19 protein-coding genes are annotated in these 23,495 nt (G+C 38.3%); 6 read left to right on the plus strand and 13 right to left on the minus strand.

The features are described from left to right. Window positions 1-11 precede the first annotated feature (11 nt). The 3 genes from KO513_RS05810 to lysA all read right to left on the minus strand — a co-directional run bounded on the left by KO513_RS05810 (window position 12) and on the right by lysA (window position 4,581). Window positions 12-2,588 carry a M1 family metallopeptidase gene (locus KO513_RS05810; RefSeq protein ID WP_215912653.1) on the minus strand — a complete coding sequence of 859 codons (2,577 nt, stop codon included), beginning with the start codon at window positions 2,586-2,588 and terminating at the stop codon, window positions 12-14. Between the two features lie 158 nt (window positions 2,589-2,746). Further along, window positions 2,747-3,280: a thioredoxin family protein gene (locus tag KO513_RS05815; RefSeq protein ID WP_215912654.1), complete on the minus strand. Its 534-nt coding sequence runs from the start codon at window positions 3,278-3,280 to the stop codon at window positions 2,747-2,749. Between the two features lie 59 nt (window positions 3,281-3,339). Then, window positions 3,340-4,581 carry a diaminopimelate decarboxylase gene (lysA, locus tag KO513_RS05820; RefSeq protein WP_215441520.1) on the minus strand — a complete coding sequence of 414 codons (1,242 nt, stop codon included), beginning with the start codon at window positions 4,579-4,581 and terminating at the stop codon, window positions 3,340-3,342. 164 nt (window positions 4,582-4,745) lie between these two features. Here lysA and KO513_RS05825 point away from each other — a divergent pair, with 164 nt between their 5' ends. The 3 genes from KO513_RS05825 (at window position 4,746) to KO513_RS05835 (ending at window position 7,375) form a co-directional block, all read left to right on the plus strand. Further along, on the plus strand, window positions 4,746-5,384 hold the full coding sequence (locus tag KO513_RS05825; RefSeq protein ID WP_215441522.1) for an LON peptidase substrate-binding domain-containing protein: 639 nt from the start codon (window positions 4,746-4,748) through the stop codon (window positions 5,382-5,384). A gap of 187 nt (window positions 5,385-5,571) precedes the next feature. After that, the gene (gene sucC, locus KO513_RS05830) at window positions 5,572-6,765 is read left to right on the plus strand and encodes an ADP-forming succinate--CoA ligase subunit beta (protein ID WP_215441524.1); all 1,194 of its coding nucleotides are present in this window, start codon (window positions 5,572-5,574) and stop codon (window positions 6,763-6,765) included. Window positions 6,766-7,024: 259 nt separating this feature from the next. Continuing rightward, window positions 7,025-7,375, plus strand: a complete 351-nt coding sequence (locus KO513_RS05835) for a hypothetical protein (protein ID WP_215441526.1) — start codon at window positions 7,025-7,027, stop codon at window positions 7,373-7,375. A 66-nt stretch (window positions 7,376-7,441) separates the two neighbouring features. On the opposite strand, the gene ald is transcribed toward KO513_RS05835, so the two are convergent. From ald to KO513_RS05860, 5 genes are all read right to left on the minus strand, one after another. Further along, on the minus strand, window positions 7,442-8,521 hold the full coding sequence (gene ald / locus KO513_RS05840) for an alanine dehydrogenase (protein WP_215441528.1): 1,080 nt from the start codon (window positions 8,519-8,521) through the stop codon (window positions 7,442-7,444). Between the two features lie 42 nt (window positions 8,522-8,563). Next, window positions 8,564-9,715, minus strand: coding sequence for a permease (locus tag KO513_RS05845; protein WP_215912655.1), 1,152 nt, complete (start codon window positions 9,713-9,715; stop codon window positions 8,564-8,566). Window positions 9,716-9,836: 121 nt separating this feature from the next. Continuing rightward, window positions 9,837-11,024 carry a pyridoxal phosphate-dependent aminotransferase gene (locus tag KO513_RS05850; protein WP_215912656.1) on the minus strand — a complete coding sequence of 396 codons (1,188 nt, stop codon included), beginning with the start codon at window positions 11,022-11,024 and terminating at the stop codon, window positions 9,837-9,839. A gap of 28 nt (window positions 11,025-11,052) precedes the next feature. Beyond that, window positions 11,053-11,553 (minus strand): hypothetical protein, encoded by a 501-nt coding sequence (locus KO513_RS05855; RefSeq protein ID WP_215912657.1) that lies wholly within the window; start codon window positions 11,551-11,553, stop codon window positions 11,053-11,055. A 35-nt stretch (window positions 11,554-11,588) separates the two neighbouring features. Next, window positions 11,589-14,534: a TonB-dependent receptor gene (locus KO513_RS05860; protein ID WP_215912658.1), complete on the minus strand. Its 2,946-nt coding sequence runs from the start codon at window positions 14,532-14,534 to the stop codon at window positions 11,589-11,591. A 554-nt stretch (window positions 14,535-15,088) separates the two neighbouring features. Between KO513_RS05860 and KO513_RS05865 the strand changes: the two genes are divergently transcribed. Further along, a complete protein-coding gene (locus tag KO513_RS05865; RefSeq protein ID WP_215441538.1) occupies window positions 15,089-15,550 on the plus strand; it encodes an Lrp/AsnC family transcriptional regulator in 462 nt (153 codons plus the stop codon). Between the two features lie 141 nt (window positions 15,551-15,691). Continuing rightward, window positions 15,692-16,027 carry a hypothetical protein gene (locus tag KO513_RS05870; RefSeq protein WP_215441540.1) on the plus strand — a complete coding sequence of 112 codons (336 nt, stop codon included), beginning with the start codon at window positions 15,692-15,694 and terminating at the stop codon, window positions 16,025-16,027. A gap of 47 nt (window positions 16,028-16,074) precedes the next feature. On the opposite strand, the gene KO513_RS05875 is transcribed toward KO513_RS05870, so the two are convergent. Then, a complete protein-coding gene (locus tag KO513_RS05875) occupies window positions 16,075-16,446 on the minus strand; it encodes a DUF1456 family protein (RefSeq protein WP_215912659.1) in 372 nt (123 codons plus the stop codon). 241 nt (window positions 16,447-16,687) lie between these two features. On the opposite strand from KO513_RS05875, the gene KO513_RS05880 reads away from it, so the two are divergent. Further along, the gene (locus tag KO513_RS05880; protein ID WP_215912660.1) at window positions 16,688-17,113 is read left to right on the plus strand and encodes an Hsp20/alpha crystallin family protein; all 426 of its coding nucleotides are present in this window, start codon (window positions 16,688-16,690) and stop codon (window positions 17,111-17,113) included. Between the two features lie 427 nt (window positions 17,114-17,540). Here the strand turns inward: KO513_RS05880 and uvrB are convergent, their stop codons facing one another. The 4 genes from uvrB to KO513_RS05900 form a co-directional block, all read right to left on the minus strand. Beyond that, the gene (gene uvrB / locus KO513_RS05885) at window positions 17,541-19,529 is read right to left on the minus strand and encodes an excinuclease ABC subunit UvrB (protein WP_215441546.1); all 1,989 of its coding nucleotides are present in this window, start codon (window positions 19,527-19,529) and stop codon (window positions 17,541-17,543) included. Between the two features lie 112 nt (window positions 19,530-19,641). Then, window positions 19,642-20,475 (minus strand): ABC transporter permease, encoded by an 834-nt coding sequence (locus tag KO513_RS05890; protein ID WP_215912661.1) that lies wholly within the window; start codon window positions 20,473-20,475, stop codon window positions 19,642-19,644. Between the two features lie 6 nt (window positions 20,476-20,481). Continuing rightward, window positions 20,482-21,384 carry an ABC transporter ATP-binding protein gene (locus KO513_RS05895; protein WP_215912662.1) on the minus strand — a complete coding sequence of 301 codons (903 nt, stop codon included), beginning with the start codon at window positions 21,382-21,384 and terminating at the stop codon, window positions 20,482-20,484. Window positions 21,385-21,448: 64 nt separating this feature from the next. Next, on the minus strand, window positions 21,449-23,491 hold the full coding sequence (locus KO513_RS05900) for a DUF11 domain-containing protein (protein WP_215912663.1): 2,043 nt from the start codon (window positions 23,489-23,491) through the stop codon (window positions 21,449-21,451). Window positions 23,492-23,495 lie beyond the last annotated feature (4 nt).

A 23,495-nucleotide genomic window follows, 5' to 3' on the forward strand; every position in this document is an offset into this window, starting at 1 on the left:
AAAGGCCAAAATTAATTATTTTGGCCTTTGTTTTTTAAGGTATGTACCCGATAAAGGTCATCCGCAGCTTGCATTAATTTGTTTTTGAGTGTTGGTTTTAAATCGGGATTTTCAGTTAGGAAATTCTCCAATATGGTATATGCTTCAGCGGATGTATGTTTCCTGATGGTATTGTTCAGCCATCCTTTTGGAAAGAATATATCTCCGGTTTTTTGAATTTCATCCAGTATATCAAGACTTGCTCTCAGGTTTTTTAGGCTTTGTTTTTCGCGAAGCGGATGATTTAGATGGCTTAAGGCATCTAAGACCCACGATTCTTTCTGTCGGTTTTTTTCGTTTAGAAGAGCGTTGAAGAATTCATTTCTAACCGTTTCATCATTAGATAAAGAAGGGAGGAGAAAGTTAAATTCCGCCAATTTATCAGGGTTGTCTATAGCTTTCTTGGCTTCCAATACTATATTTTCCGAATCTGGGTGATGAAAAAGAACTAGGCTTTCTGCCATAGTGGTATAATCATCCGTATTCAATTTTAAATTTGGCAGCGTAATATCCTTATGCCAAACTTGATACAATTGTGTACGTGATTCCTCCAAGTAGGCAATGGAACGAAAAGTTGAAAACAAGGTTTTCTTTAGATTGGAAGGTAGGTCCGATTGCAATTGGGACCAAAGTTGCTCGGCTAGTATAGGTTGATGCTCTGTTCTTTCATCAGCGGATAAAAATGTCCAGAAAATATGGGTTATATAGCCCGAAAGTAAATTGGCTACAAGTTCATTATTTTCATGGACCAAGTGCTTGCGATAGAATTGGAGTGCCTCCTTTGGTGTAATATTCCCTCTTAGGAAATTTTCATAGATGTTGATGAACAGATATCCTCGTGCCACATCATCCGTAATTTTGGGCAGGTTTTCCGTTTCTGATTCGTGCAGCGGAAAAACGCCATAGCCCATACCATTGGAATTGTACAGGATGGATAAAGGTTTGGGTTTGCCAATCGCTTCAGGAAGGGTAATGCTGCTCCCTGTCATTTGAACGGGAATGTTTACTAAGCTATCTTGGTATACCAAGGTTAAATCAAAAGTCTGGGGCCATATGTGGTAACTGTCGTCTTCTGCGGTCTGGCTTATTTCAAAAGAGGCTATGTTTTGGTTAGAATCATATACTATTTGGTCGTGAAATAAAGGACGCCCGGCAGCATTTACCCAAGTTTCACTCCATTTTTCAACATCTACTTCAGTGTTTTTTGCCAGTATCTGTATAAGGTCGTTCCAGGTGGCATTGCCGTTACTGTAGGTTTTTATGTATTCTTGAATACCCTTTTGAAAGGTTTCTTTTCCTAAAATGGTTTCTAACTGGCGCATCATTATCGGAGCTTTGCTGTAAATGATACTTCCGTAAAGCGAGCCTGCATTGTTGAGGTTGTTTAATTCTTGGCGAATAGGGTTGGAGCCCTTGGTTCTATCCTCACCATACGCTCTTGGGTAGTGCGTGGTCATAAAAGAAAGGTCGTGGTTTATATCTGGAAAAGCCGGGTTGGCAATTTTATCCGCTATGAAATTGGCAAAGACTTCCTTCATCCAAACATCATTGAACCAATCCATGGTTACCAAATCTCCAAACCACATATGGCTGGTTTCATGGGCTATAAGTTTTAACCTTCTTAATTTTTGGTTCTCAGTAGAAGTTTCATCTAAAAAGAGGGCACTTTCTTTATATTGTATTGCACCCACGTGCTCCATGCCGCCATACTGGAACCCCGGAATGGTAGCAAAATCCAGCTTCTGAAAAGGGAATTTGTATTGGGTGTAATCCTCGAAAAAAGCTATGGATTGTTGGTGAAAGTTAAAAATGGTATCAGTGCTATAGGCAACCTTCTTTTTATCCGTTTCCCGGTACAACATAGTCATGTCAAAACCATTTGGATTTTGATGCGTAAGATTGAATTTACCGGCTACAAAAGAGAATAGATAAGTGCTCATTAGGTCCGTTTGGCCAAAATGACGAGTGGTAACCCCGTTATTATCCTCTTTACTTATTTCTGGAGCTCCGCATAGTACAGTCCAATCTTTTGGCGCCGTAATTTCCAGAGAATAGGTAGCCTTTAAGTTAGGCTGGTCAAAACATGGAAAGAGCGTTCGGGCACGGTCCGGAACTAAAAGGGTGTAGAGATAATCATCATTTCGGTTTAAAGAAGATTCCCCTGCAATGAAATCTATCTCTATTATGTTCTTCCCGGTTTTTAGGTACTTGGAGTCTATTTTAATGTGTTCATGTTCGTGAACAATGACTGTGGTTTTAGAGTTAACGTCAATAGATTTTAAATGGGAAGTTTGTTCTTTAAAATCAAGATACAGTGGGGTATCTACGTCAGAAATTTGAAAAGTTAAAACCAGTTGGGCCGGAATAGGCTGGGTTTTCGCTTCCGGAATTTTAAAATTAAGTTGATAATTGACGTTGGAAACTTGGTTTTTCCTGTAAGTTGCCAACTCTAAAGAAACCCCATCTTCTAACTGAAGAGCTGTGTTGGTACGGTCTTTACAGGATGAGAAAATTAAGGCTGTAACTAATGTAATATAGAGTGCTTTCATGAACTTTTGAACGGGGAGTATTTACTTTGATGAAATGAAAGTACTTAAAAGTAAAAACGAATACAAGAGGTTTAACTAATCTAACTTTTAGAGAATAAAAAACCCTGATATTATTTTACAATATCAGGGTTTTAAAATGTTATATGTAGCTCTTTTGTTTATTTGCTTTCACCGGCATAAGTCTTCCAGTCTTGGTCCTTGTAAATATTATCGCCAAAGTATCTGGCAATATTCAAGAAAGGCTCTGGTTTTTGATAGCCCGGTACAGGAGAAAGCATGTTCATTTCTTCGTCTAGAAAGATAGTGGTTGGGTAACTTAACCTGCCTTGCATAAGGGCTGCGGCAAATTCATGATATCCTTTTCTTCCGGAGGGGATAAACTTATAGGTTTTTCCTTTAAATTCAATGGGTTCCTTACCTTCACCATCTAACTTCACCATATAGAAATTATCGGCCATGTAGGCGGCAACCTCAGAATTTTGAAAGGTATCCTTGTCCATCTTTTTACACCATCCACACCAATCTGTATAGACATCTATAAAAATTTTCTTAGGATTTTTTTCCGTTGCAACTAATTCTGCCGCTTCGTTCCAGCTCAACCATTTTACATCTTGGGCGTTCATGGTTGTGATAGTTAGCCCTATAAAGGCAAACAGGACAAATTTTAAGGCGTATGTGGTGCGTATTTTCATTCTGATTTTTGCGGTATTAGTCCAACTAATGTACCAAAACTAACGAAAATCCAACAAGTTTATTTTGCTAAGGCCTTTTCCTTCTTGGTGGCAAAGAGATTTTTAACATCTATTTGATGTTTGATCAGGTCATCAAAAGTTTCTCGCTCCCTAATTAAAATAGCTTTGCCTTCATGCCAAAGTACTTCTGCAGGTCTAAACCTAGAGTTGTAATTACTGGCCATGGTAAAGCAATATGCCCCTGCATTTTTAAAGCAAAGAATATCACCTTCACTTATTTCGTTTATTCGCTTGTTACTGGCAAAAGTATCGGTCTCACAAATATAGCCTACCACAGAATAGTAACGTTCCCTACCTTCTGGGTTGGATATATTAAGGATGCGATGTGTAGCCCCATAAAGCATGGGTCTAATTAAATGGTTAAAACCAGAATCAATACTAGCAAATACCGTTGAAGTAGTTTGTTTTACTACATTTACTTTAGCAAGGAAGTTACCGGCTTCACTAACCAAGAATTTCCCAGGTTCAAAAGCCAATGTAAGTTGTTTGCCGTATTCTTTGCAGAACTCGTTAAAGCGGGAACCTAGTTTTTTGCCAAGCTCTTCAACGTTGGTTTCAATATCACCATCTTTATAAGGTACTTTAAAACCACTACCAAAATCTATAAAATCAAGGTTTTTAAAGTTTTTAGCGGTTTCAAAAAGTATTTCTGATGCATAAAGGAAAACATCAATATCCAAAATATCACTTCCGGTATGCATGTGTATACCGTTAATGTTCATGTTGGTAACATTAACAATGCGTAACAAATGTGGAATTTGATGAATGCTGATACCAAATTTGGAATCAATATGACCTACGGATATATTCGCATTTCCACCAGCCATAACATGTGGGTTGATGCGAATACAAACGGGAACATCTGGGTGCTTGCTGCCAAATTGCTCTAAAATAGAAAGGTTGTCTATATTAATGCGAACCCCCAATTTTGATGCTTCCTCTATTTCTTCCAAAGAAACACCGTTAGGTGTGAAAATGATAGATTCTGGTTTGAATCCTGCCAGAAGGCCTAATTGAACCTCTTGTATGGAAACCGTATCCAGGCCACTTCCCAAACTGTTCATTAGTTTTAAGATAGCTATATTGGATAAAGCTTTGGCGGCGTAATTAAGTTTCAACTTCTTTACACTGCTAAAGGCATTTGTAAGTCTTTCAAACTGAGAAATTATTTTTTCCGAATCGTAAACGTAAACGGGGTCTCCATATGTTTTTGCTATATTTAGCAAATCGGCATTATTCATATCTTCGGTATTTAAAGCAAATTTAACCCGTTAATCTTATATGGGCAAAAAAACCGTTACAAATATAAAAAATACAACAAATTGTTATTTTTGAAACATGGGTCTGTGTAATTTAAATTTGCGGTTCGTAATTTCGGTCGTATTTTTAGAGCAAATATTACACTATGAAATTGGCGTTATTACCACTGCAATCTATATTTTTTCCGGGCGAAACCGTACCGCTACATATTTTTGAGGACCGCTACAAGCAATTGATCAAAGATTGTAGAAATGAGGCGGTTACCTTTGGTATTCCTGTTTACATTAATGATAGTATGACTTATGGAACAGAAGTTCAATTGGTAGAAATTGTAAATACTTACGAAGACGGAGCTATGGATGTAACCTGCGTAGCACGCCAAGTTTTTCGTATCCTAAGTTTCAAAAACCAAATGGATGGCAAGCTTTATGCAGGCGGAACCATAAAATTTATTGATAGCGTAAGAGATGCGGATAAATCCTTAAAAAAGGAGGTACTAGATAAGATTCACGAACTGTACGAGCTTATGGCCGTGCCCTATACCCCGTTGCCGTTAGAGAAGTTTAATAGTTATGTATTGGTACATAAAATGGGGCTTTCGTTTGATCAAGAGTACCAATTATTGCAAATGCCAAGTGAGCGTGATCGTTTGTTATTTATGAAGTCGCATTTAATTTCAACCATATCAATGTTGAGCGAAGTGAATCGTACCAAAAAGACAATAGAAATGAACGGCAACTTTAAAAACTTTGACCCCTTAGACTTTAAGGATTTTAATTTGTAATTCTGTTCTCCTAGACCATTGTAAAACTTATGAAGTAAAAAAAGGAACGTGATTTAGGTGAATGAACCAGTTATGGGTAAGAGTTTTTAAGGCTTAGGATATATCTGCGCAACTAACTCTATATTTCATTAGTCTAAATCCTCTACGTTTCCTATTTTTGCTTTCGAATCTAAATATACCTTAATATATGAATCTTCACGAGTACCAAGGAAAAGAGATTTTGGCCAGTTTCGGTGTGCGCATTCAGCGCGGTATCGTGGCCCATAATTCAAAGGAAGCCGTAGAGGCTGCAAAACAATTAACTGCCGAGACCGGAACAGGTTGGCACGTTATAAAAGCCCAGGTACATGCAGGTGGCCGTGGTAAAGGTGGAGGTGTAAAATTGGCCAAAAACCTTAAAGAAGTAGAAGAAATTGCAGGAAACATTATAGGAATGAACCTGATTACCCCACAGACTTCTGCGGCGGGTAAAAAAGTTCACCAGGTTTTAGTTGCCGAAGATGTATACTACCCAGGCGATAGTGAAACTAGTGAATTCTATATGTCAGTTCTTTTGAACAGAGGTACAGGAAGAAATATGATCATGTATTCTACCGAAGGTGGAATGGACATTGAGGAGGTTGCCGAAAGCACTCCACATCTTATTTTTACTGAAGAAATTGATCCTGCTACAGGTCTTTTACCGTTTCAAGCTAGAAAAATTGCTTTTAACCTAGGGTTGTCAGGAACTGCTTTTAAAGAAATGACCAAATTTGTTGCTTCTTTGTACAAGGCTTACGTAGAGAGTGATTCCAGTATGTTTGAAATCAACCCAGTGTTGAAAACATCGGATGACAAGATAATGGCGGTAGATGCTAAGGTATCTATTGATGATAATGCGCTTTACCGTAGAAAGCAATATGCAGAAATGCGTGATTTACGTGAAGAGAACGCAATTGAAGTTGAAGCTGGTGCATTGGGTCTAAATTATGTTGATTTAGATGGAAATGTGGGCTGTATGGTAAACGGAGCCGGATTGGCAATGGCCACGATGGATTTGATTAAAATGGCCGGTGGTGAACCAGCTAACTTTTTAGATGTTGGTGGTACAGCAGATGCTAAAAGGGTAGAAGAAGCTTTCCGTATTATCTTAAAAGACGAAGGTGTTAAAGCTATTTTGGTGAATATCTTTGGCGGTATCGTACGTTGTGACCGTGTTGCAAACGGTATTGTAGAGGCTTACAAGAATATGGGAGATGCTATTAAGGTTCCAATTATTGTTAGATTACAAGGTACCAATGCAGAAATTGCTAAGGAAATTATAGATAATTCCGGTTTGGCGGTACATTCTGCTGTACAGTTCCAAGAAGCTGCTGATAAAGTAAAAGAAGTTTTAAGCTAAAACTATCTTTTTATAAATTTTGAAAGGGATGAACCACATGGTTCATCCCTTTTTTTATACGCATAATTAAACATTTTACAATTTGTGTTTTACTCAGGTCGAGTAAAAAGCTGAGGTATCGTTAGATTTTTTACTCGTTTTATGACATTACTGTTTTCTAGTGTTAAATTTTAGTAAATAGTCAGTATACGGGCTCTATTTTGTAATATCTTTAATGTGAATTAGTTATCTGAATTAGCAAAACAAAACAACAAACGCCATGAAAAAATCAATTTATGCATTAATGGTGATGATGGTATTTAACATAGGTTATGTTCTGGCCAACACACCCGAAGTTGAAGTACACGAACCAAAAGCATTAAAAGTTCTTACTTCACAAATTTATGAGATGTTAGGAACAAACGTTATTCCTAATGATATTAGAGGCTCTAAAGCAGAAGTTAGAGTAGCTGTTGATGAAGGGAATTACCTAAGAATCCTTTCTATAGAAACGGAGAATGAAGCCTTAAAAGATTTTTTGAAAAGTGCTATTGACTTTGAGAAATTATCAAAAGGAACTTTTGAAAAGGGTATTGTTTATCGCATTCCAATTGAAGTAGCTAAGCGATAAAAGTCAATCATTTTATAATTGAAAAAAGGTCTCCATTGGAGACCTTTTTTTATGATTATTGGTAGGTTAAAATGCTTGCATTATTTCGTCATACACAATTTCACCATTAATGATATTCAGTCCTTTTCTTAACGAGGCATCGGTATCTGTTGCATTTGCCCAGCCTAAATTGGCGAGCTTCAGCACATAGGGCAAAGTAACGTTTGTTAAGGCTACAGTAGAAGTGTAAGGCACAGCTCCCGGCATATTCGCCACGGAATAATGTACCACATCATCTATAATATAGATTGGGTCTTCGTGAGTGGTGGGTCTTGTAGTTTCCACACAACCGCCTTGATCCACGGCAACATCAACAATAACGGTTCCCGGACGCATTTCTTTAAGCATATCCCTAGTTATAAGATTGGGTGCTTTTGCACCTTTCAAAAGAACCCCGCCAACAATTAGGTCGTGGGTCTTTATGTGTTTACGGATATTGAATTCATTGGAAAACTCAGTAATAACATGTGGGGGCATCACATCATTTATGTGTCTAAGCCGTTTCATGTTAATGTCCAAGATGGTTACTTGAGCTCCAAGCCCGGCAGCCATCTTAGCTGCTTGTACACCAACAACACCAGCTCCTAAAACTAAAACTTTTCCTGGGGCAACACCGGGAACACCCCCTAGAAGAACCCCTCTGCCTTTTGCGGGTTTTTCTAAATATTTAGCTCCCTGTTGTATGGCCATTCTTCCTGCAACCTCAGACATGGGCGTTAACAATGGCAGGGTGCCATCTTCGTCCTCAACCGTTTCGTAAGCAATGCATATAGCTTTGCTTTCTATCATTGCTTTGGTTAGAGATTCGCTGGAAGCGAAATGAAAATAGGTGAAAATAATCTGATCAGGTTGTACCAAATCGTATTCCTCGGGCATGGGTTCTTTGACTTTTACGATCATTTCACTAATGCCATAAACTTGTCCAATAGTATCTAAAATAAGGGCTCCGGCTTTTTTATAATCGTAATCAAAAAAACCGCTGCCCTCGCCAGCGGTAGATTGTACATAAACAATATGCCCATGTTTGGTGAGTTCGTAGACTCCTGCAGGAGTCATCCCTACACGATTTTCATTGTTTTTAACTTCTTTGGGAATACCGATTGTCATGCTCTTTTCTTTATATAAATTAAAATATTGGGTTCTTTTAATCTAGTTTTTTTCCGAGGTCTGTGAGTGGGTGTCTATACCCGCGTAGGTGTTAAACTGACCTGATAGTTCCGATGCTTTGCTTTTTTTTATTTTTTCAATTACATATGGAATGAAAGATACAACAATCATCCCAAAACCTAATAAAAGTAAAACCGCCGGGTTGATAAAAAAATCGCTAAAAGAGAATATACCAATACATAAAATGGTAGAAAAAGGTAGGGATAACGCCAAGATGTTTACGGCAAAATTAATATCAAAGGTTGGCTTTGTTTGTTTGTTCTCTTCTTCCATAGAACTAATAGCGCTCATATGGGCAAACGGCCAGAAGCTACATGAGCTTTGCGGGAATACTACCAATAAAAGAATTAACGGGGTAGATAGCGCCGGAAACAGCAAAATGAATATAGCGGATAAACAGAACGTAATGCCTGCTCTGCGTGTTAAAAGCGAAAGGATAAGTCCAAATTCTCCGGATTTAATACGTACGGCCATACCTATGAACAAAAGTATAAGCGGTGTCATTATTACCTTAATGCTTAAAGCGGTGTCTTTTATAAAAGTGGGCAATGAGTCTAAATTAAAACCAAATGACAATAACAAAAGGCCGGCAATTATGACCATATTTATAGGCTCTTTAATTAGAGCCAGTCCTAAACCTTTAAGCTTACTGGAAGTGGACGGTTTTAAGTCTTGTAATGCTCTTTTGTGATACCAATGAGTAGCCAACATGTATAGTAGTATAAGAACAAATATTTTGTTTCCTACATCGGCCAAAGCGGCAAGAGCTAAAGAATCATCGCCTAAATAGATAGCAATAAAAGGAAAACAGGATAGACCTGGTGCCAAAGAAGGCATCAGCATCATTATGGTTCGTTTTTTTGAGTTTTCTTCTTTTGATATGGTTGAGTTCAGGAAATATTTGGTTGCCAATAGCATAACAAGGTTAAATGCCAAAGCAAGTAAGGGGAAAATTAGTAAGGAACTATCTAGTTTTATTTTGAGTAGAGCTACAAATATTACAGCTGGCAAGGCAACACTAAGAATGATAACCTTAACACCTTTTAGGTCTTGCTTAGCTACTTTTTTTTGTAATAGTAGCCCTAAACCAATAATGAGCAATAGTTCTAACGTGTTTTGAAGGGCGAAATTCATAGGGTGTAGTTTAAGAATTAATGAGTAGGTAGAAAGGATTGAAAAACCCAAAGAGAGCCGATATCTGGTAATATCAAGGCAATTGATGATTGAACCGACTCTCGGGGGTATTTCATAGCAATTATGCGAGGACTTTTTGTAAAGCGGCACCAAAAATTTCCATTTCTTCCATAGTACCCATACTTACACGACACCAGTTTTTGTCCATAATGTCAAAAGCACGCACGCCAACACGTTGCGCGGTCATTTTTTCCAAGAATTCTTTGCCTTCCATTTCAATTGGAAAAAGAATAAAACTTGTAGAGGATGGTACGTAGCTGTATCCCATTTTATCCAGAACAGAGTAGACATATTCTCTACATTCAGCATTTAGTTTTCTTGACTTGTTTTGGAACGCTACATCGTCCATACTAACGGATGCCGCAAAAATGGTAGGGTAGGAGATGCCCATTCCTCCACGGGTTATTTTTTGGATTTTATCCAATGTAGCCTCTTGCGCCACAATGTAACCTATTCTAAGGCCTGCCATTCCATGAATTTTAGAGAAAGTACGGGCTATAATAACGTCTTTGCCCTCGTTAATAAGGGAAACCATACTCTTTTTGGCTGCATCGTCCAAGAACCCTAAATAGGCCTCATCTATGAAAACCGTAACCTTGTCCGATACGCGGGAGCAGAAATCTACCAATTCCGCATGATCGGTCATACTACCTGTTGGGTTGTTGGGGTTACAGATGTATACCAATTTGGTATCCGCATCAATAGCTGCTTCCATAGCGGCAAGGTCATGAGACCAGTCTTCCTTTAATGGAACAGGCTTCCAAGTGGCACCCGTGGCTTCGGCAACTTTAATAAGAGACATGTAGGATGGATCAGCAGAAACAATATTTCCGCCATCGGCAAATAATACCATAGCAGTTTTTTCCAATAGATCAGAAGAACCCGGGCCCATCATAATGTTCTTGGCAGTAACTTTTTCTTCAACGGCAATTTTTTCCATTAGGTCAAAAAGTTCTTTCCACGCATATCTATTTCCCATTGGTGCCGCGTTCTTAAAGGCTTCGATAGCTTTAGGAGACGGCCCGTATGGGTTCTCATTTGCGTTTAACTTGGCCAAAAGCTCCATTGTGTCTGGAAATACATTGGCGTTATATTCTTTGAAAAACGGACTATAAAGTGTCTGCCCTTTTGCGTTAATATGTAGTCCTTTGGTATTTGATTTTCCAAAAGTTACGTGCGGAATTACCATTGCTCCTGCTGCGGTCAACATTCCTCGTTTTAACCAAGCTCTTCTGTCTAAAGTGTTCATAATGCTGTTTGTATTTAAGTTAAAAAGTCTAATTCGTTTCTACTGGTAAGGCGTTGGCGCCTAAATCTCCGGAAGCAACAATGGTATCATCAGTGTCACTTAAGTAGATGTTAATGTGTGAATCCATATCAGGGATAGAATCATAAAAACTGGTGTCAGTAATAACGAAGAATTTGTTCGTCATAAATTCACCGCTATCTCCGGAAACATCATCTAGTGCAATCATTGTAGTGGTTCCGGTACCTACCATGCCATCCATAATTAAGGCAGGGTGCGATAGTCCTTCTACAGTATTGTATAGTGCAACCTGTACTAAAGTGCGATCAAGGTTGTCTTTCCAGAAAACAATTCTTCCATTTACATTTGATCCTGCTGGGTCTGTAGATGCTATGGTGTATGCCATGTACTGGTTAAGTGTACCGCCACCGTCAGCTGCGGTAAGTACGGGGTCAAGTCTTTCTTGTTCGCAAGAGATAAGACCTGTAGCGACCACCATTACTACTAAAATGTTTTTTATATACTTTATCATAATTATCTTTTTTAAGTTTTACCGGATATTCTTTTCTATAGTGTAAATGTCAATCTACCGAAGTAGTAAGATCCCGATGATCCTTGCTGATAGTTAGAATACAAGTTGAAGGTTCTTAATTCATACCTTACTATTTCTGGGTATTCATTAAAGATGTTGTTACCTCCTATGGTGAAACTGATTTTATCTGAAAAGTTGTAGGTAACACCCATGTCCGTAGTGAACTCAGGTGTGAAATATTGATCGGCGTAACCTACACTACCATCAAGAAGCGTACGTTCTCTGCTATCCCTAGTTTGAACAGAACCAAATCTTGTACCTCTTAACATGGCTGAGAACTTACCAATAGAGTAGTTTAATGTTCCGATAATCTTGCTACTTGGTGTACCCGTTTCAAACTGACCGATAAGTCCTCTGTTTACATAGTTGTCAGCCAATTCGGTATCGGTAAGATTTGTGTTTAGGTCAGGAATATTTACATTTTCAAATTTGTTCTCTCTGAAAGTTCCTGAAAGTGTAACTCCCAACTTACCTGCACCAATATTCTTGTTGTAGTTCAGTACGGCTTCAACACCTTTAGTACTGATGTCACCACCGTTAATTCTAAAACTAGCTAAACCACTACCGATGATTGGAGAAAGTACAGGAGCTTGGCCTGCATCAAATTCACCTGTTTCAAAGATTCTATCGAATATGTCAATTTTATAGGCATCAACAGTTAAATTCAATTTTCCAATTTTGGTAGTGAATCCTAAGCTGTAGTTTCTAGAACGCTCTTCTTGTAGTTGACCTATGCCCAATGCTCTTGCAGCAGAACTACTATTAGGATATAACGTACCGTCAAATGGCTCTAGGCCTACGAAAAAAGTATAACTGTGAGAGTAGTTCAATTCTTGTAATGAAGGAGCTCTAAAGCCACTGCTGAAAGAGCCTCTCAATGCAAAATTATCGCCAATAGAATATCGTGCGGCTACCTTACCGGTCAATACGTTACCAAAATCTGAGTAGTTTTCTAATCGCAGTGCTCCGGAAACTAAGAAAGCTTCAGTAACGTCCAATTCCATATCTACATAAGCCGCCATTACCGAACGGTAAGAGTTGCTTTCGTTTTCAGGTGCAAAACCCCTGAAACACTGGCAGTTTAACGCATAATTTTTAACCAATTCTTGGCTTACCCCTGCGTATGGTAGCACAACCGGATTCCCGGAATCGTCTACAATAGGAGTGCCGTTAAGGTCTTCTAAAGGAAAGCCATCAGGACCAACCAAGGCTTGGTTGTCTTCCGTAGCGGTAACTACTCCTGCAGTTCCTGCTGTCCAGCTTTCTTCTTGGCCGGCAACGATTGCATAGTTTTCAACTCTTAATTCGCCACCAAAGGCTACGTTAAGTCCAGATAGAATATCATCATAAAAGTTAGTGAAATCAAGATTTAATGTGTTTTGGGCAAAGCTGTGCGTACCTAAGTACATTTCTGTTGGTGAACTGGTTCCGATACTTGCGTTCCAAGTATTGAACATACCATATTTAGCGGAGTTGTAACCAAAGGTATTACTCAGGTCAAAATCAAAATCACCAAGCTCTCCGGTAATTCCCGTGGACAAAGAAAGATTGTATTGGTCTGTATAAATCTGAGGTCTAAATCCGTTCGGGTATAGGTCAAAACTAGTTCTGTCCGCTTGTGCAGCTCTTCTATAGAAACAGCTATAAGCATCTGAGTACTGGTAACCGAAATCCCCAAAAGCATAAAAATCCGTGGTTTCACTCAACGGATTTTCAAGATTAAAGCCAAAGCCCATAAGTGTCTTGGCCGGGAGTCCTGAATACGTTGCTACATCTACTTGTTCGATATCTCTTGCTGCCATGAGCCCTTCTACTGTTGTTAACGTGCTCATTGCTGCGGTGTTTCCACTTGCTTGTGCGGCAACCAGTTCTGGGTTGGTTATAACCGGTCTTCCGTTTACATCTGTGGTTTGGTTGTTCAGGTAACCATCGCTGTATAGTGGCGCTCTGTCTATTTCTAGTACGGTTGGTCTAATAGTTCGTTCAGATTGGCTGATCAATGCAGAAACATTAAAGTAACCGCCGTTTTCGAATCCAATTCCGTAATTACCATCAAATTGAAAATTGAAACCATCCCAATCCCCGGATGATCTGTTTAAGGCTTTCTCGCCATCTGTCAAGTCAGAATCACTAAAGTCAGGCGACTTGTTTGGGTAACCACCAACGGTAAGGGTTCCGGTAAATTCACCGGTTCCCTTTTTTGTTACTACGTTAATTACCCCTGCAATAGCGTCAGAACCATATTGTGCAGAAGCACCATCACGAAGTATTTCAATATGATCGATACCTATAGAAGGTATAAATTTCATATCTACGGCATTAGATGGTGTGCCTGTTTGTGATGCCGCTAAAATTGCCGAGGTGTGCCTTCTTTTACCATTTACTAAAACCAACATTTGGTTAGGTGCCAAACCCCTAAGGCTTGGTGGGCTAACGAATGAGGATAGATCTCCACCACCACTGGTATAAGCGGTGAATGACGGCGCCGAAGCAGCCAACATTTGTGAAAGATCTTGTTGCGGCATATTAATAGCTTCTTCTTTAATATTAATAACATCTACCGGAACCGGAGTGTTCAATTTAGTTCTGGGTTGACCCCTAGAACCAATTACTATAGTTTCTAGCAGTTGTTCCGCTGCCATGGCCAAGGTTACGTTTACGGTTGCTTGACCGCCTACGGGTACTTCTTTAGTTCCGTATCCTAAGGATGAGAATATAAGGATAGCATCTGCCGGAGCGTCTATCGTATAATTTCCATCAAAATCAGTAAGTGTTCCTTTTGTTGTGCCTTTAATAATAATGTCGGTGCCTGGTAGCACGACTCCTTCTTCATCTACTACCGTACCGGTAATAGTCGTCTCTTGTCCGTATGAGATCATACAGTTTAAAAATAAGAGTGATAGTATTAGAGCTTTCTTCATAAGTACAAGGTTTTGGTTGATACTAAACATTGTTCATTTGCCCAACCACACCTTATCCAATCGGGGGACGGTGGTCAAATGCGATAAAAGAAAAGTTCCGGATACTTAACGTGTCGGTTGTCATTGTTTGTGACCTAACGACACCACAATATTAGTGTGACTTTTTGATTAAAAAAAATACGACACCCTTTGAAAACACTGTGTTTTAGGTAGTTAAGAGTGTTTAATCTACCGATATGGTAATTTTTAATGAAAAATTGATCAATATGACAGAATTGGAATTTTTAGATTTTAAAAATCTAACGATATGTAAATATTGCGTTATAAAACCATTTTTATGGCATTAAAAATTTGAAGCGGTCAATTTTTAATTATATCCATAAAAAAACAGGTTTAATTAGTGAATTATAACTGATTTTTTGAAATCATTAAACTATTTTTACTAAAATCCTCTAAATGGTAAATTAAATTGAACATTTTGTGATGATTGTAAGCTGATTATCAAGAGGTGACCCAAAAATTCGGGTAGTAAATAACCAAGAAAAATACTACAAATGAGAGACAAACTTGATTCAGTAGACCATAAAATATTAACGTTATTATCTAATGATGCACAGATGCCCTATACGGAAGTTGCAAAGCGTGCAGGAATCTCTCCTGGAACGGTACATATGCGTACACGTAAAATGAAGAATATGGGAGTTATTAAAGGAGCTACCCTAAGTCTAGACTACAGTAAAATGGGGTATAAGATGACTGTTTTTCTGGGGATATATCTGCGTGAAAGCTTCTTATATAAGATAGTAATAGAAGAATTGGCTAAAATTCAAGAGGTGGTTAAAATCCATCATAGTACCGGTAAGTATGACATCTTTATAAAGGTACATGCCAAGGATAGTCTACATTACAGGAGGCTATATCAAGAGGCAATACTTACTATTGAAGGTATTAGGGGTATAGAATCCTTTATTTCTGTAGAAGAGAACATGAGTAGGCATATTAATTTTGAGAGCTGACCATGAAGTAACATGCTATTGCAACAGCGTGTATGGCTGTTTAGAATGATAAGAATGTGTTAAAAACGCTGTTCCTTCGTAACAATCTCATGACAGTATCGTCTTTTAAGTAATTCATCAAATCATTTAAAACGATAAATCATGAGAAAAACTAGTTTAGTCTTGGTAGCTGCAATGCTACTTTCAATCGGTAATGTTTTTGCTAACGAAGGTGAAAACAAGAAATCAATAAAAAACTTAACGGTTCAAATTTACGAGCTGCTAACGGACAACTCTTTAACTATTAAAGAAGTTGATGAAACGGCCTTTGTTCGTTTTACCTTAAACCAAAATCAAGAAATTGTGGTGTTAAGTGTAAATGCGGATAATGAAGTGGTTGAAGCTTTTGTAAAAGAGAAGCTCAATTATAAAAAGGTCAGTATTCAGGCGTATAAGGAAGGGAGAACCTATACTTTGCCTGTTCGTATTGCAGGTTAAATAGGTTTAGGTAAATATTAAATCCTGAGGGCGGCTCATCACCGAACTCAGGATTTTTTTTTGTTCTTGTATTTTACATTAGTAATATCTTTGTTGATTTTCTTTTGTTGTTGCGTCTTAAAATCCGGTCTTTTAGCGTGATTGACCTTTGCCGGTTTTACAACTTTTTTGGAAAGTACTTCACCCGGTGTTTTTGGGTTTTCTTTCGTTCCCCTTAAATGAATGACTAATCCGTTTAAAAAATTACGCAATACTTGATCGCCGCACTCCATATAGTTGGGGTGGTCGTCCTTTCTAAAAAAGGCGCCCAATTCACTTTTGCTAATGTTGAAGTCAACAAGTTTTAGAATGTCAATTATCTCATCATCTCTCAGCATTAATGCTACTCTGAGCTTCTTAAAAACATCGTTATTGGTCATAGCGTAAAATTTTCGGCAAGGTATTACAAAAATATGGAGAACCATACTGATGAACCCTTATACTGACAATCTTGCCATAGAACATGCTGTAACTTTTATTGCATATTACATATAAAAATGACGTTTTGTCACTTTTATACATGCAAATAATGACATATAGTCATGATTTAGTAGTTGGTATGTAATTTGTCTTTAATCAATCGAATTAAAAATTTAAAGTCTAATATAAAATATAGATATCATGAGTATAGTAAAAAGAAACAACTTGGCTTTTCCTTCATTAATGAACGAGATTTTTAAGCCTGATTGGTTTGGAGGTATGGAGAATGTAGCAACAAGCACTCCTGCTGTAAATATTAAGGATAACGAAAAGAGTTTTGAACTCGATTTGATTGTGCCTGGAAGAAAGAAAGAGGATTTTAATATTGAAGTAGACAATGAACTTTTGACCATTTCTGCTGAATTAAAGGATGAAAAAGAAGTAAAAGAAGAGAATTATACCCGTCGCGAGTTTAGATTTTCATCTTTTAAAAGAGCTTTTACGCTTCCAGAATCTATCAATGTAGATGACATTAAAGCAGATTATGTTGATGGTGTTTTGAAAATTGAATTGCCGAAAAAAGAAGAAGCTTTGCCAAAACCAAAGCGTCTTATTGAGTTGAAGTAAAAGTTAGATTGGTTGTTTTGTCTTAGTACAAAACGTTTCATAATCCCGATTATTAATCGGGTAGATTTAAGTTTGGTTGGTTAGTTGAAGAAGCGCCCTAGGTATATTTCTAGGGTGCTTTTTTTGTGGAAAAACAAGCAATTTTCAGCTCCGTTTTTGAATAGTAAAAGACAAATTATTTTGCAGTTGACGGTTGTTTTTTTAAAGTGAATCGAGTAAATTATTGACTTAAAACAGTGTTATTTTTTTTCTGTTTAAAGAACAGTAACTACAAGTATATTTTTATTGAAAAATGATAAAAACCACAATTTAGACTTGTCTAAAAATTAACGTCTTTAATATGCTAATCAGTTATTTAAAATTGTTTATGTGTATTATTAAATTATATATTTATAATCACTGGATTTCTTCCTCTAACAACGTGAATTTAGGCTTTTTCTTGTAGTGATTTTATCTCGTCTCTCAGTTTTGCAGCCTGCATAAAGTCCAGTTCTTTGGCGGCCTTTTCCATGGCCTTTCTTTTCTCTCGGACCATCTTTTCAATCTGGTCTTTCGTCATATATTCAAGGTCCGGTTCGGCGGCTCTCATCTCCTCTTTTTCGAAGTGATATGTAGAAACTGAATTTTTAGAAAGTACACTATCCAAACTTTTATTTAATGCTTTTGGTACGAGTCCATGTTTCGTATTATAGGCAATTTGTTTTTCTCTACGGTAGTTGGTTTCATCAATTGTAGTCTGCATGCTTTCCGTAATTTTATCGGCATACATAATTGCCCTTCCGTTTAAATTTCTTGCTGCCCTACCAACAGTTTGGGTTAACGATCTATTGCTTCTTAAAAAACCTTCCTTATCAGCATCCAAAATTGCCACTAAAGAAACTTCTGGTAAATCCAATCCTTCACGGAGTAGATTTACTCCAATCAGCACATCAAAAATACCTTTTCTAAGATCTTGCATAATCTCTACTCTTTCCAACGTATCAACATCACTATGAATATAACGGCACCGTACATTAATTCGTGTTAAGTACTTGGCAAGTTCTTCTGCCATTCTTTTGGTGAGGGTAGTTACTAGAGTTCGCTCATCTTTTTCTACCCGAACCTGAATTTCTTCCACGAGGTCATCAATTTGATTTTGACTAGGTCGTACCTCAATAATGGGGTCTAAAAGTCCGGTAGGCCTAATTACCTGCTCAACATATACACCTTGGCTAAGCTGTAACTCATAATCTGCCGGTGTAGCACTCACATAAATTGCTTGGTTTTGAAGTGCTTCAAACTCTTCAAATTTTAGCGGACGGTTGTCCATTGCCGCTGGGAGACGGAAACCATAGTCCACCAAGTTTACTTTTCTAGAGCGGTCGCCACCGTACATGGCATGAACCTGTGGAATGGTTACATGACTTTCATCAATAACCATCAAATAATCGTCTGGAAAATAATCAAGTAGGCAGAACGGTCTGGTACCTGGCTGGCGGCCATCCAAATAACGTGAGTAATTTTCAATGCCCGAACAATAGCCTAGTTCTCTAATCATTTCCAAATCAAAACTTGTGCGTTCTTCAAGCCGTTTTGCTTCAAGCGGTTTTCCTATTTCTTTAAAGTAATCTACCTGTTTTACCATATCTTCCTGAATCTGGTGAATTGCACCTTGCAGCACATCAGGAGAAGTAACGAACATGTTGGCCGGGTAGATGTTCAAGGTTTCGTAAATCTCGATTACGTTGTTGTTGAACGGGTCAAATGCCTCTATTTCTTCAACTTCATCACCAAAAAAATGAATACGGAAAGCATGGTCTGCATAACTGGGGAAGACATCAACAACATCTCCCTTAACCCTGAAGTTACCGTTCCTAAAATCGGCCGTGGTTCTGGAATATAGACTTTGCACCAATTGATGAAGGAATTTGGTACGTGCAATTACTTGGTCTTTTTTAATAGTGATGACATTTTTCTGGAATTCCACTGGGTTTCCGATACCGTACAAACATGAAACCGATGCAACTACCAACACATCTCGCCTTCCGGAGAGTAACGATGACGTAGCACTTAAACGTAGTTTTTCAATATCTTCATTAATAGAAAGGTCCTTTTCTATGTAGAGTCCGGATGAGGGTATAAAAGCCTCAGGTTGGTAGTAATCGTAATAAGATACAAAATACTCCACCGCATTATCCGGAAAAAACTGTTTGAATTCCGAGTACAGCTGCGCCGCCAGTGTTTTATTATGGGCGAGCACTAGGGTAGGGCGCTGTACATTCTCTATAACATTGGCAACGGTAAAGGTTTTACCGGAACCGGTAACCCCTAATAGGGTTTGGTACCGCTCACCGGCCTCCATTCCCTCTACAAGTTGCTTTATGGCTTGTGGCTGATCGCCCGTTGGTTCAAACTCTGAGACTACTTTAAATTTCATCCCTTAAAATTACAAAAGAAGTGTGACTTTGAGAGCCGTAAAGATTTTATTGTTTGTTTCAAAAGTAAACCAGGCAGCGTTCATATATTGCATAGAATAGTGTTATCGGGAATTACAAATCCCTCTTCTTCAACAACGCATAGGACCCATAAATAAAGATAGCTGTCCAAGCTAGTACAATTAGTATTTCATACCAATGTACATTGTAGTTTAGGACAATTTCTTCTCCCATTTGGTTTACGGCCGTTTGTACGGCACTTAACCTGGTGAACGGTTCCTTAATAAGGTTCCACATAGCATTAAGAGGAAAGAATCCCATAATCATATCTGTGGTTTCTCCATCAAAAAAACGCCATCTGATAATGCCTCGAATAAAAGATTCAAATATTTGCCATAGAATTAGAAAACCTAGAGCAAAAGCAGAGCGTTTTACCAAAATGCCTAAAAAGAGACAGAACGAGAAAAACCCTACTAGTTTTACAAAAAAGGCTAAAAGGAATTCCAGTCCCGAGAAAATAATACCAATTTCGTTAAAATTAGAGTAGAAAAGACCTAAAACGAGTGATACCACGAATACAAAAACAGTGGAAATCAGAGCGAACGAAATGACCGTCAGAAATTTTGAAAGGATAAATTCCTTCTTGGATAGTCCGTCTATTAAATTTTGTTTTATGGTTTTATTACTGTATTCATTGGCCATCATAGAGACGATAACAATGGCCAAAAACAGTTTAAAGAATGCGGTAATAAATGAATTGAAATGCCAGATGTATGGAAAATTGAAGATTCCCTGTTCGGCTAAATGGAACTTTATGGGGCCAATATCAAATTTAATGGCGGCCACTAAAGCAATTGAACAAAGAAGAACAAAGTACGATACGATCAGAACTTTACTGGCCCTATTGTTCCATAATTTGATGAATTCAATTTGTAAGAGTCGTATCATGGTTTTCTAGTTGGATTGATTTTTGGTCAAAGTCAGGAATTGTTCTTCTAGGCTTTCTTTTCTTTTTACCAGATATGATAGCGTTATACCTTGGTCAAATAAGGTTTTGTTGAGTTCTCCGGCATTCATTTCTTCTTTTAAAAAAGCGGTAATGCAATCGTTCTCCAATTTTACCTGTCCAAAGCTGGCGTGTTTTTCCAGATATGTTTTTAAGCGTTCCTGATCATTGGTCTTTAATTCAAAAAAGCCATGACTTGCTAGTAGGCCATCTACACGGCCGGAATATAGTTTTTCGCCTTTTCTAAGTATGATAACATGACTACATACTTTTTCCACTTCATCCAAAAGATGGGAAGCCAAGAGAATGGTGGTGCCTTGGGAAGCAATTTTCTTTATGATTTCCCGTATTTGGTGAATACCTTGTGGGTCTAAGCCGTTGGTAGGTTCATCTAAAATTAAGATTTCGGGGTCATTGAGTAGGGCAGAGGCAATGGCCAGACGTTGTTTCATACCCAGTGAATAGGTCCTGAACTTACTGTTTTTTCGGTCTAACAAACCGACTAGCTCCAATTTTTTCTCTATTTTGGTTTCACTTACCTCTTTGATTTTACAGACCAATTTCAGGTTTTGTATGGCCGTCATGTAAGGATAGAAATTGGGTCTTTCAATAATTGCCCCAACTTTTTTTAAAGCTTGGTGGGTGGTCATAGAACCATCAAACCAAGAAAAATCGCCTTGCGTTCTATTTACAACGTTCAGAACAATTCCTAGCGTGGTGGATTTTCCACTGCCGTTCGGGCCCAAAATGCCGTAAACATTGCCTTTTTCAATGGTAAAAGAAAGGTCTTTGACCGCGGTCAGGTAGTCGAATTTTTTGGTGAGATGGTCAACCGTTAGAATTGTATTCACGTCAAGTGTTTTTTGATTGATATATCATACTTGACGAGATAGAGGGTATAATGTTACAAAAGCCTTAGTTTTTCTTTACCCGATAGGTTATTTTTCTATTGGTTATTACTGTAGTAGGCTGTTCCAAGGTTACTATAATGGTTTCCGAAGGGTCATCGGCAGAAATATTGGCGTCCGTTTGGTCCTGGCTATTAGTTACGGTATTGGTATAACTAGCGGAAGTAATATAAATATTGTTCAATCTGGCTCTTGTAACCAACGTTAACGACTCTAGTTCTCCTTGGCTCATAGTTCCCACTGTCCAATCCGGACTGTTAAAACTCCCTTTTGATACAGAGGATGAAACTAATTCCAAACCAACAGGAAGAATATCTGTCAACACTAGGTTGGTAACATTGTTCACGCCCAAGCTCTCTACGGTTATAGTAAATTCAACAAGCTCTCCGTCCAGTACATTATTTCTGTCCGCCGTCTTTTTTACAACAATATCGGGAAAACAATAATAAGCGGCAATAGGTTGTGAATCATAAGTACACCCACCTTTGGTAACTCTCACAAAATAATCGCCTGCTTCACTTGGGGTATAGCTCGAAAAAATTGCCCCAGTAACAATAGTTCCATTCTGATACCATTGGTAAGCGTCAAAATTAGCATCTACTACTTCTATGATAGAACCGGGAAGACATCCACCACCTTGTACCTGTAAGTCAACTGCAGGTACCGTATCAAAGCCAGAGAAATAACCGGCAATACCGCGGGCACCATTAAAACCTATGAAACCTACAGCAATTGGCCCGGTGGACTCAACGGATACATTTCCCGTTAAATTGGCTACATAAAAAGTTTTCCAATCCGCAGATCCTGTAACGGGTGTTGGGGCAGGAAGGGTTACGGCACCATTGCCATCCGTAACGGTAATATTTGCATTTGGGGTAGTGGTAGAGGCTATTATGGTTACACCTCCGTTCATTGTAATTCCGGCTGCATCCTGAATATTGGGAATGTTATTAAGGTTGTCAGGTAGTAAACAGTTAACCGGTGCTACAAAGTTAAGCCCTACAGTTACAATAGAGCTTCCTCCCGCTAATAATTGATAAGCATATGCATCTTTGGAAGTAGTAACGAACATATTACCACCTGCAACGGAACTTGAATAGTTGGTTTCTGGAATTTCAAAATAATCACCATTGTTTATAGTAGCAATTGGCGTTGCGGAGCCGTTCACATAAATTGCCGTATTGTTCTGTGTACCGATAATAATTGGTTTTTCGGTCTCACTAGAACCATTTCCTCTAATGAATACATATTCTTTACCTATTTTGTTTTGAGGTACAGGCTGGTCAATTGCGGCATCTCTACTACCGTTTCCTACTCTTACGCCGATATTAAGTCCCCCATTACTGATTACAATGTTTTTGGTAGCCGAAATGGTGGCGCCTAGCCAACCATCAATATTTGCCGTAGTTTGTTTTACGTATGCCTCCATCACAAATGTTTCATTTGCGTTCAGGGTAACCTGAAAAGTATCCGAAGTAATACCTCCGGCATTATTCCCTAATCGGAATTCACAATTTGGGTCGTATCCAAAGATGTCTATTATGGTATTATCCTCAGTTGCCATAATACCAACAGAATTGGTTAGACTGTTTTGTGTGGCTCTGTTTGGAATACCTCCCCATTTGAATAAAGTACCCATAGCCTGTCTACCCTTACTGGTAAGTGAGGTTGACTGGGAGGTCGAGCTACCTCTATAATTCACATAAAATTTCTCGCCGCCGGGTGATTCAAACCGAAGACCGCTATTGGTAAGAACAATACCCGTATTACTATTTGTAACCATGGTAATATTATTGTCACCCTGCGCTAATCCATAAGTAACTGGTGCTGCGTTGGATAATGTTAAATTAGCAATTGGGGTAACGTTTGTGCCTTGATAAACATTTACACTAAAAGCAGTGTTTTCAGGTGTGGATAGGTACACAGCTTGGTCTTTAACCGCCTGGTTATTGCCCCCTTGCTTTAGAGGTGGCAAATAATGAAGGTCACTGAGTTGTGAAAAACCACTCAGTGACACTATGAAAAATAAAATAAATACTCTTAATTTCATTTTA

It is taken from the genome of Zobellia sp. B3R18, assembly GCF_018860715.1.
Lineage (GTDB): Bacteria > Bacteroidota > Bacteroidia > Flavobacteriales > Flavobacteriaceae > Zobellia > Zobellia russellii.

What these genes read in the sequence shown, in the direction of transcription:
- KO513_RS05880 (WP_215912660.1), top strand. Translation starts at nt 16,688, where the DNA reads ATGAGTATAGTAAAAAGAAACAACTTGGCTTTTCCTTCATTAATGAAC.
- sucC (WP_215441524.1), top strand. Translation starts at nt 5,572, where the DNA reads ATGAATCTTCACGAGTACCAAGGAAAAGAGATTTTGGCCAGTTTCGGT.
- KO513_RS05835 (WP_215441526.1), top strand. Translation starts at nt 7,025, where the DNA reads ATGAAAAAATCAATTTATGCATTAATGGTGATGATGGTATTTAACATA.
- KO513_RS05875 (WP_215912659.1), bottom strand. Translation starts at nt 16,446, where the DNA reads ATGACCAATAACGATGTTTTTAAGAAGCTCAGAGTAGCATTAATGCTG.
- lysA (WP_215441520.1), bottom strand. Translation starts at nt 4,581, where the DNA reads ATGAATAATGCCGATTTGCTAAATATAGCAAAAACATATGGAGACCCC.
- KO513_RS05890 (WP_215912661.1), bottom strand. Translation starts at nt 20,475, where the DNA reads ATGATACGACTCTTACAAATTGAATTCATCAAATTATGGAACAATAGG.
- KO513_RS05900 (WP_215912663.1), bottom strand. Translation starts at nt 23,491, where the DNA reads ATGAAATTAAGAGTATTTATTTTATTTTTCATAGTGTCACTGAGTGGT.
- KO513_RS05815 (WP_215912654.1), bottom strand. Translation starts at nt 3,280, where the DNA reads ATGAAAATACGCACCACATACGCCTTAAAATTTGTCCTGTTTGCCTTT.
- uvrB (WP_215441546.1), bottom strand. Translation starts at nt 19,529, where the DNA reads ATGAAATTTAAAGTAGTCTCAGAGTTTGAACCAACGGGCGATCAGCCA.
- KO513_RS05865 (WP_215441538.1), top strand. Translation starts at nt 15,089, where the DNA reads ATGAGAGACAAACTTGATTCAGTAGACCATAAAATATTAACGTTATTA.
- KO513_RS05860 (WP_215912658.1), bottom strand. Translation starts at nt 14,534, where the DNA reads ATGAAGAAAGCTCTAATACTATCACTCTTATTTTTAAACTGTATGATC.
- KO513_RS05870 (WP_215441540.1), top strand. Translation starts at nt 15,692, where the DNA reads ATGAGAAAAACTAGTTTAGTCTTGGTAGCTGCAATGCTACTTTCAATC.
- KO513_RS05810 (WP_215912653.1), bottom strand. Translation starts at nt 2,588, where the DNA reads ATGAAAGCACTCTATATTACATTAGTTACAGCCTTAATTTTCTCATCC.
- KO513_RS05845 (WP_215912655.1), bottom strand. Translation starts at nt 9,715, where the DNA reads ATGAATTTCGCCCTTCAAAACACGTTAGAACTATTGCTCATTATTGGT.
- KO513_RS05850 (WP_215912656.1), bottom strand. Translation starts at nt 11,024, where the DNA reads ATGAACACTTTAGACAGAAGAGCTTGGTTAAAACGAGGAATGTTGACC.
- ald (WP_215441528.1), bottom strand. Translation starts at nt 8,521, where the DNA reads ATGACAATCGGTATTCCCAAAGAAGTTAAAAACAATGAAAATCGTGTA.
- KO513_RS05855 (WP_215912657.1), bottom strand. Translation starts at nt 11,553, where the DNA reads ATGATAAAGTATATAAAAAACATTTTAGTAGTAATGGTGGTCGCTACA.
- KO513_RS05825 (WP_215441522.1), top strand. Translation starts at nt 4,746, where the DNA reads ATGAAATTGGCGTTATTACCACTGCAATCTATATTTTTTCCGGGCGAA.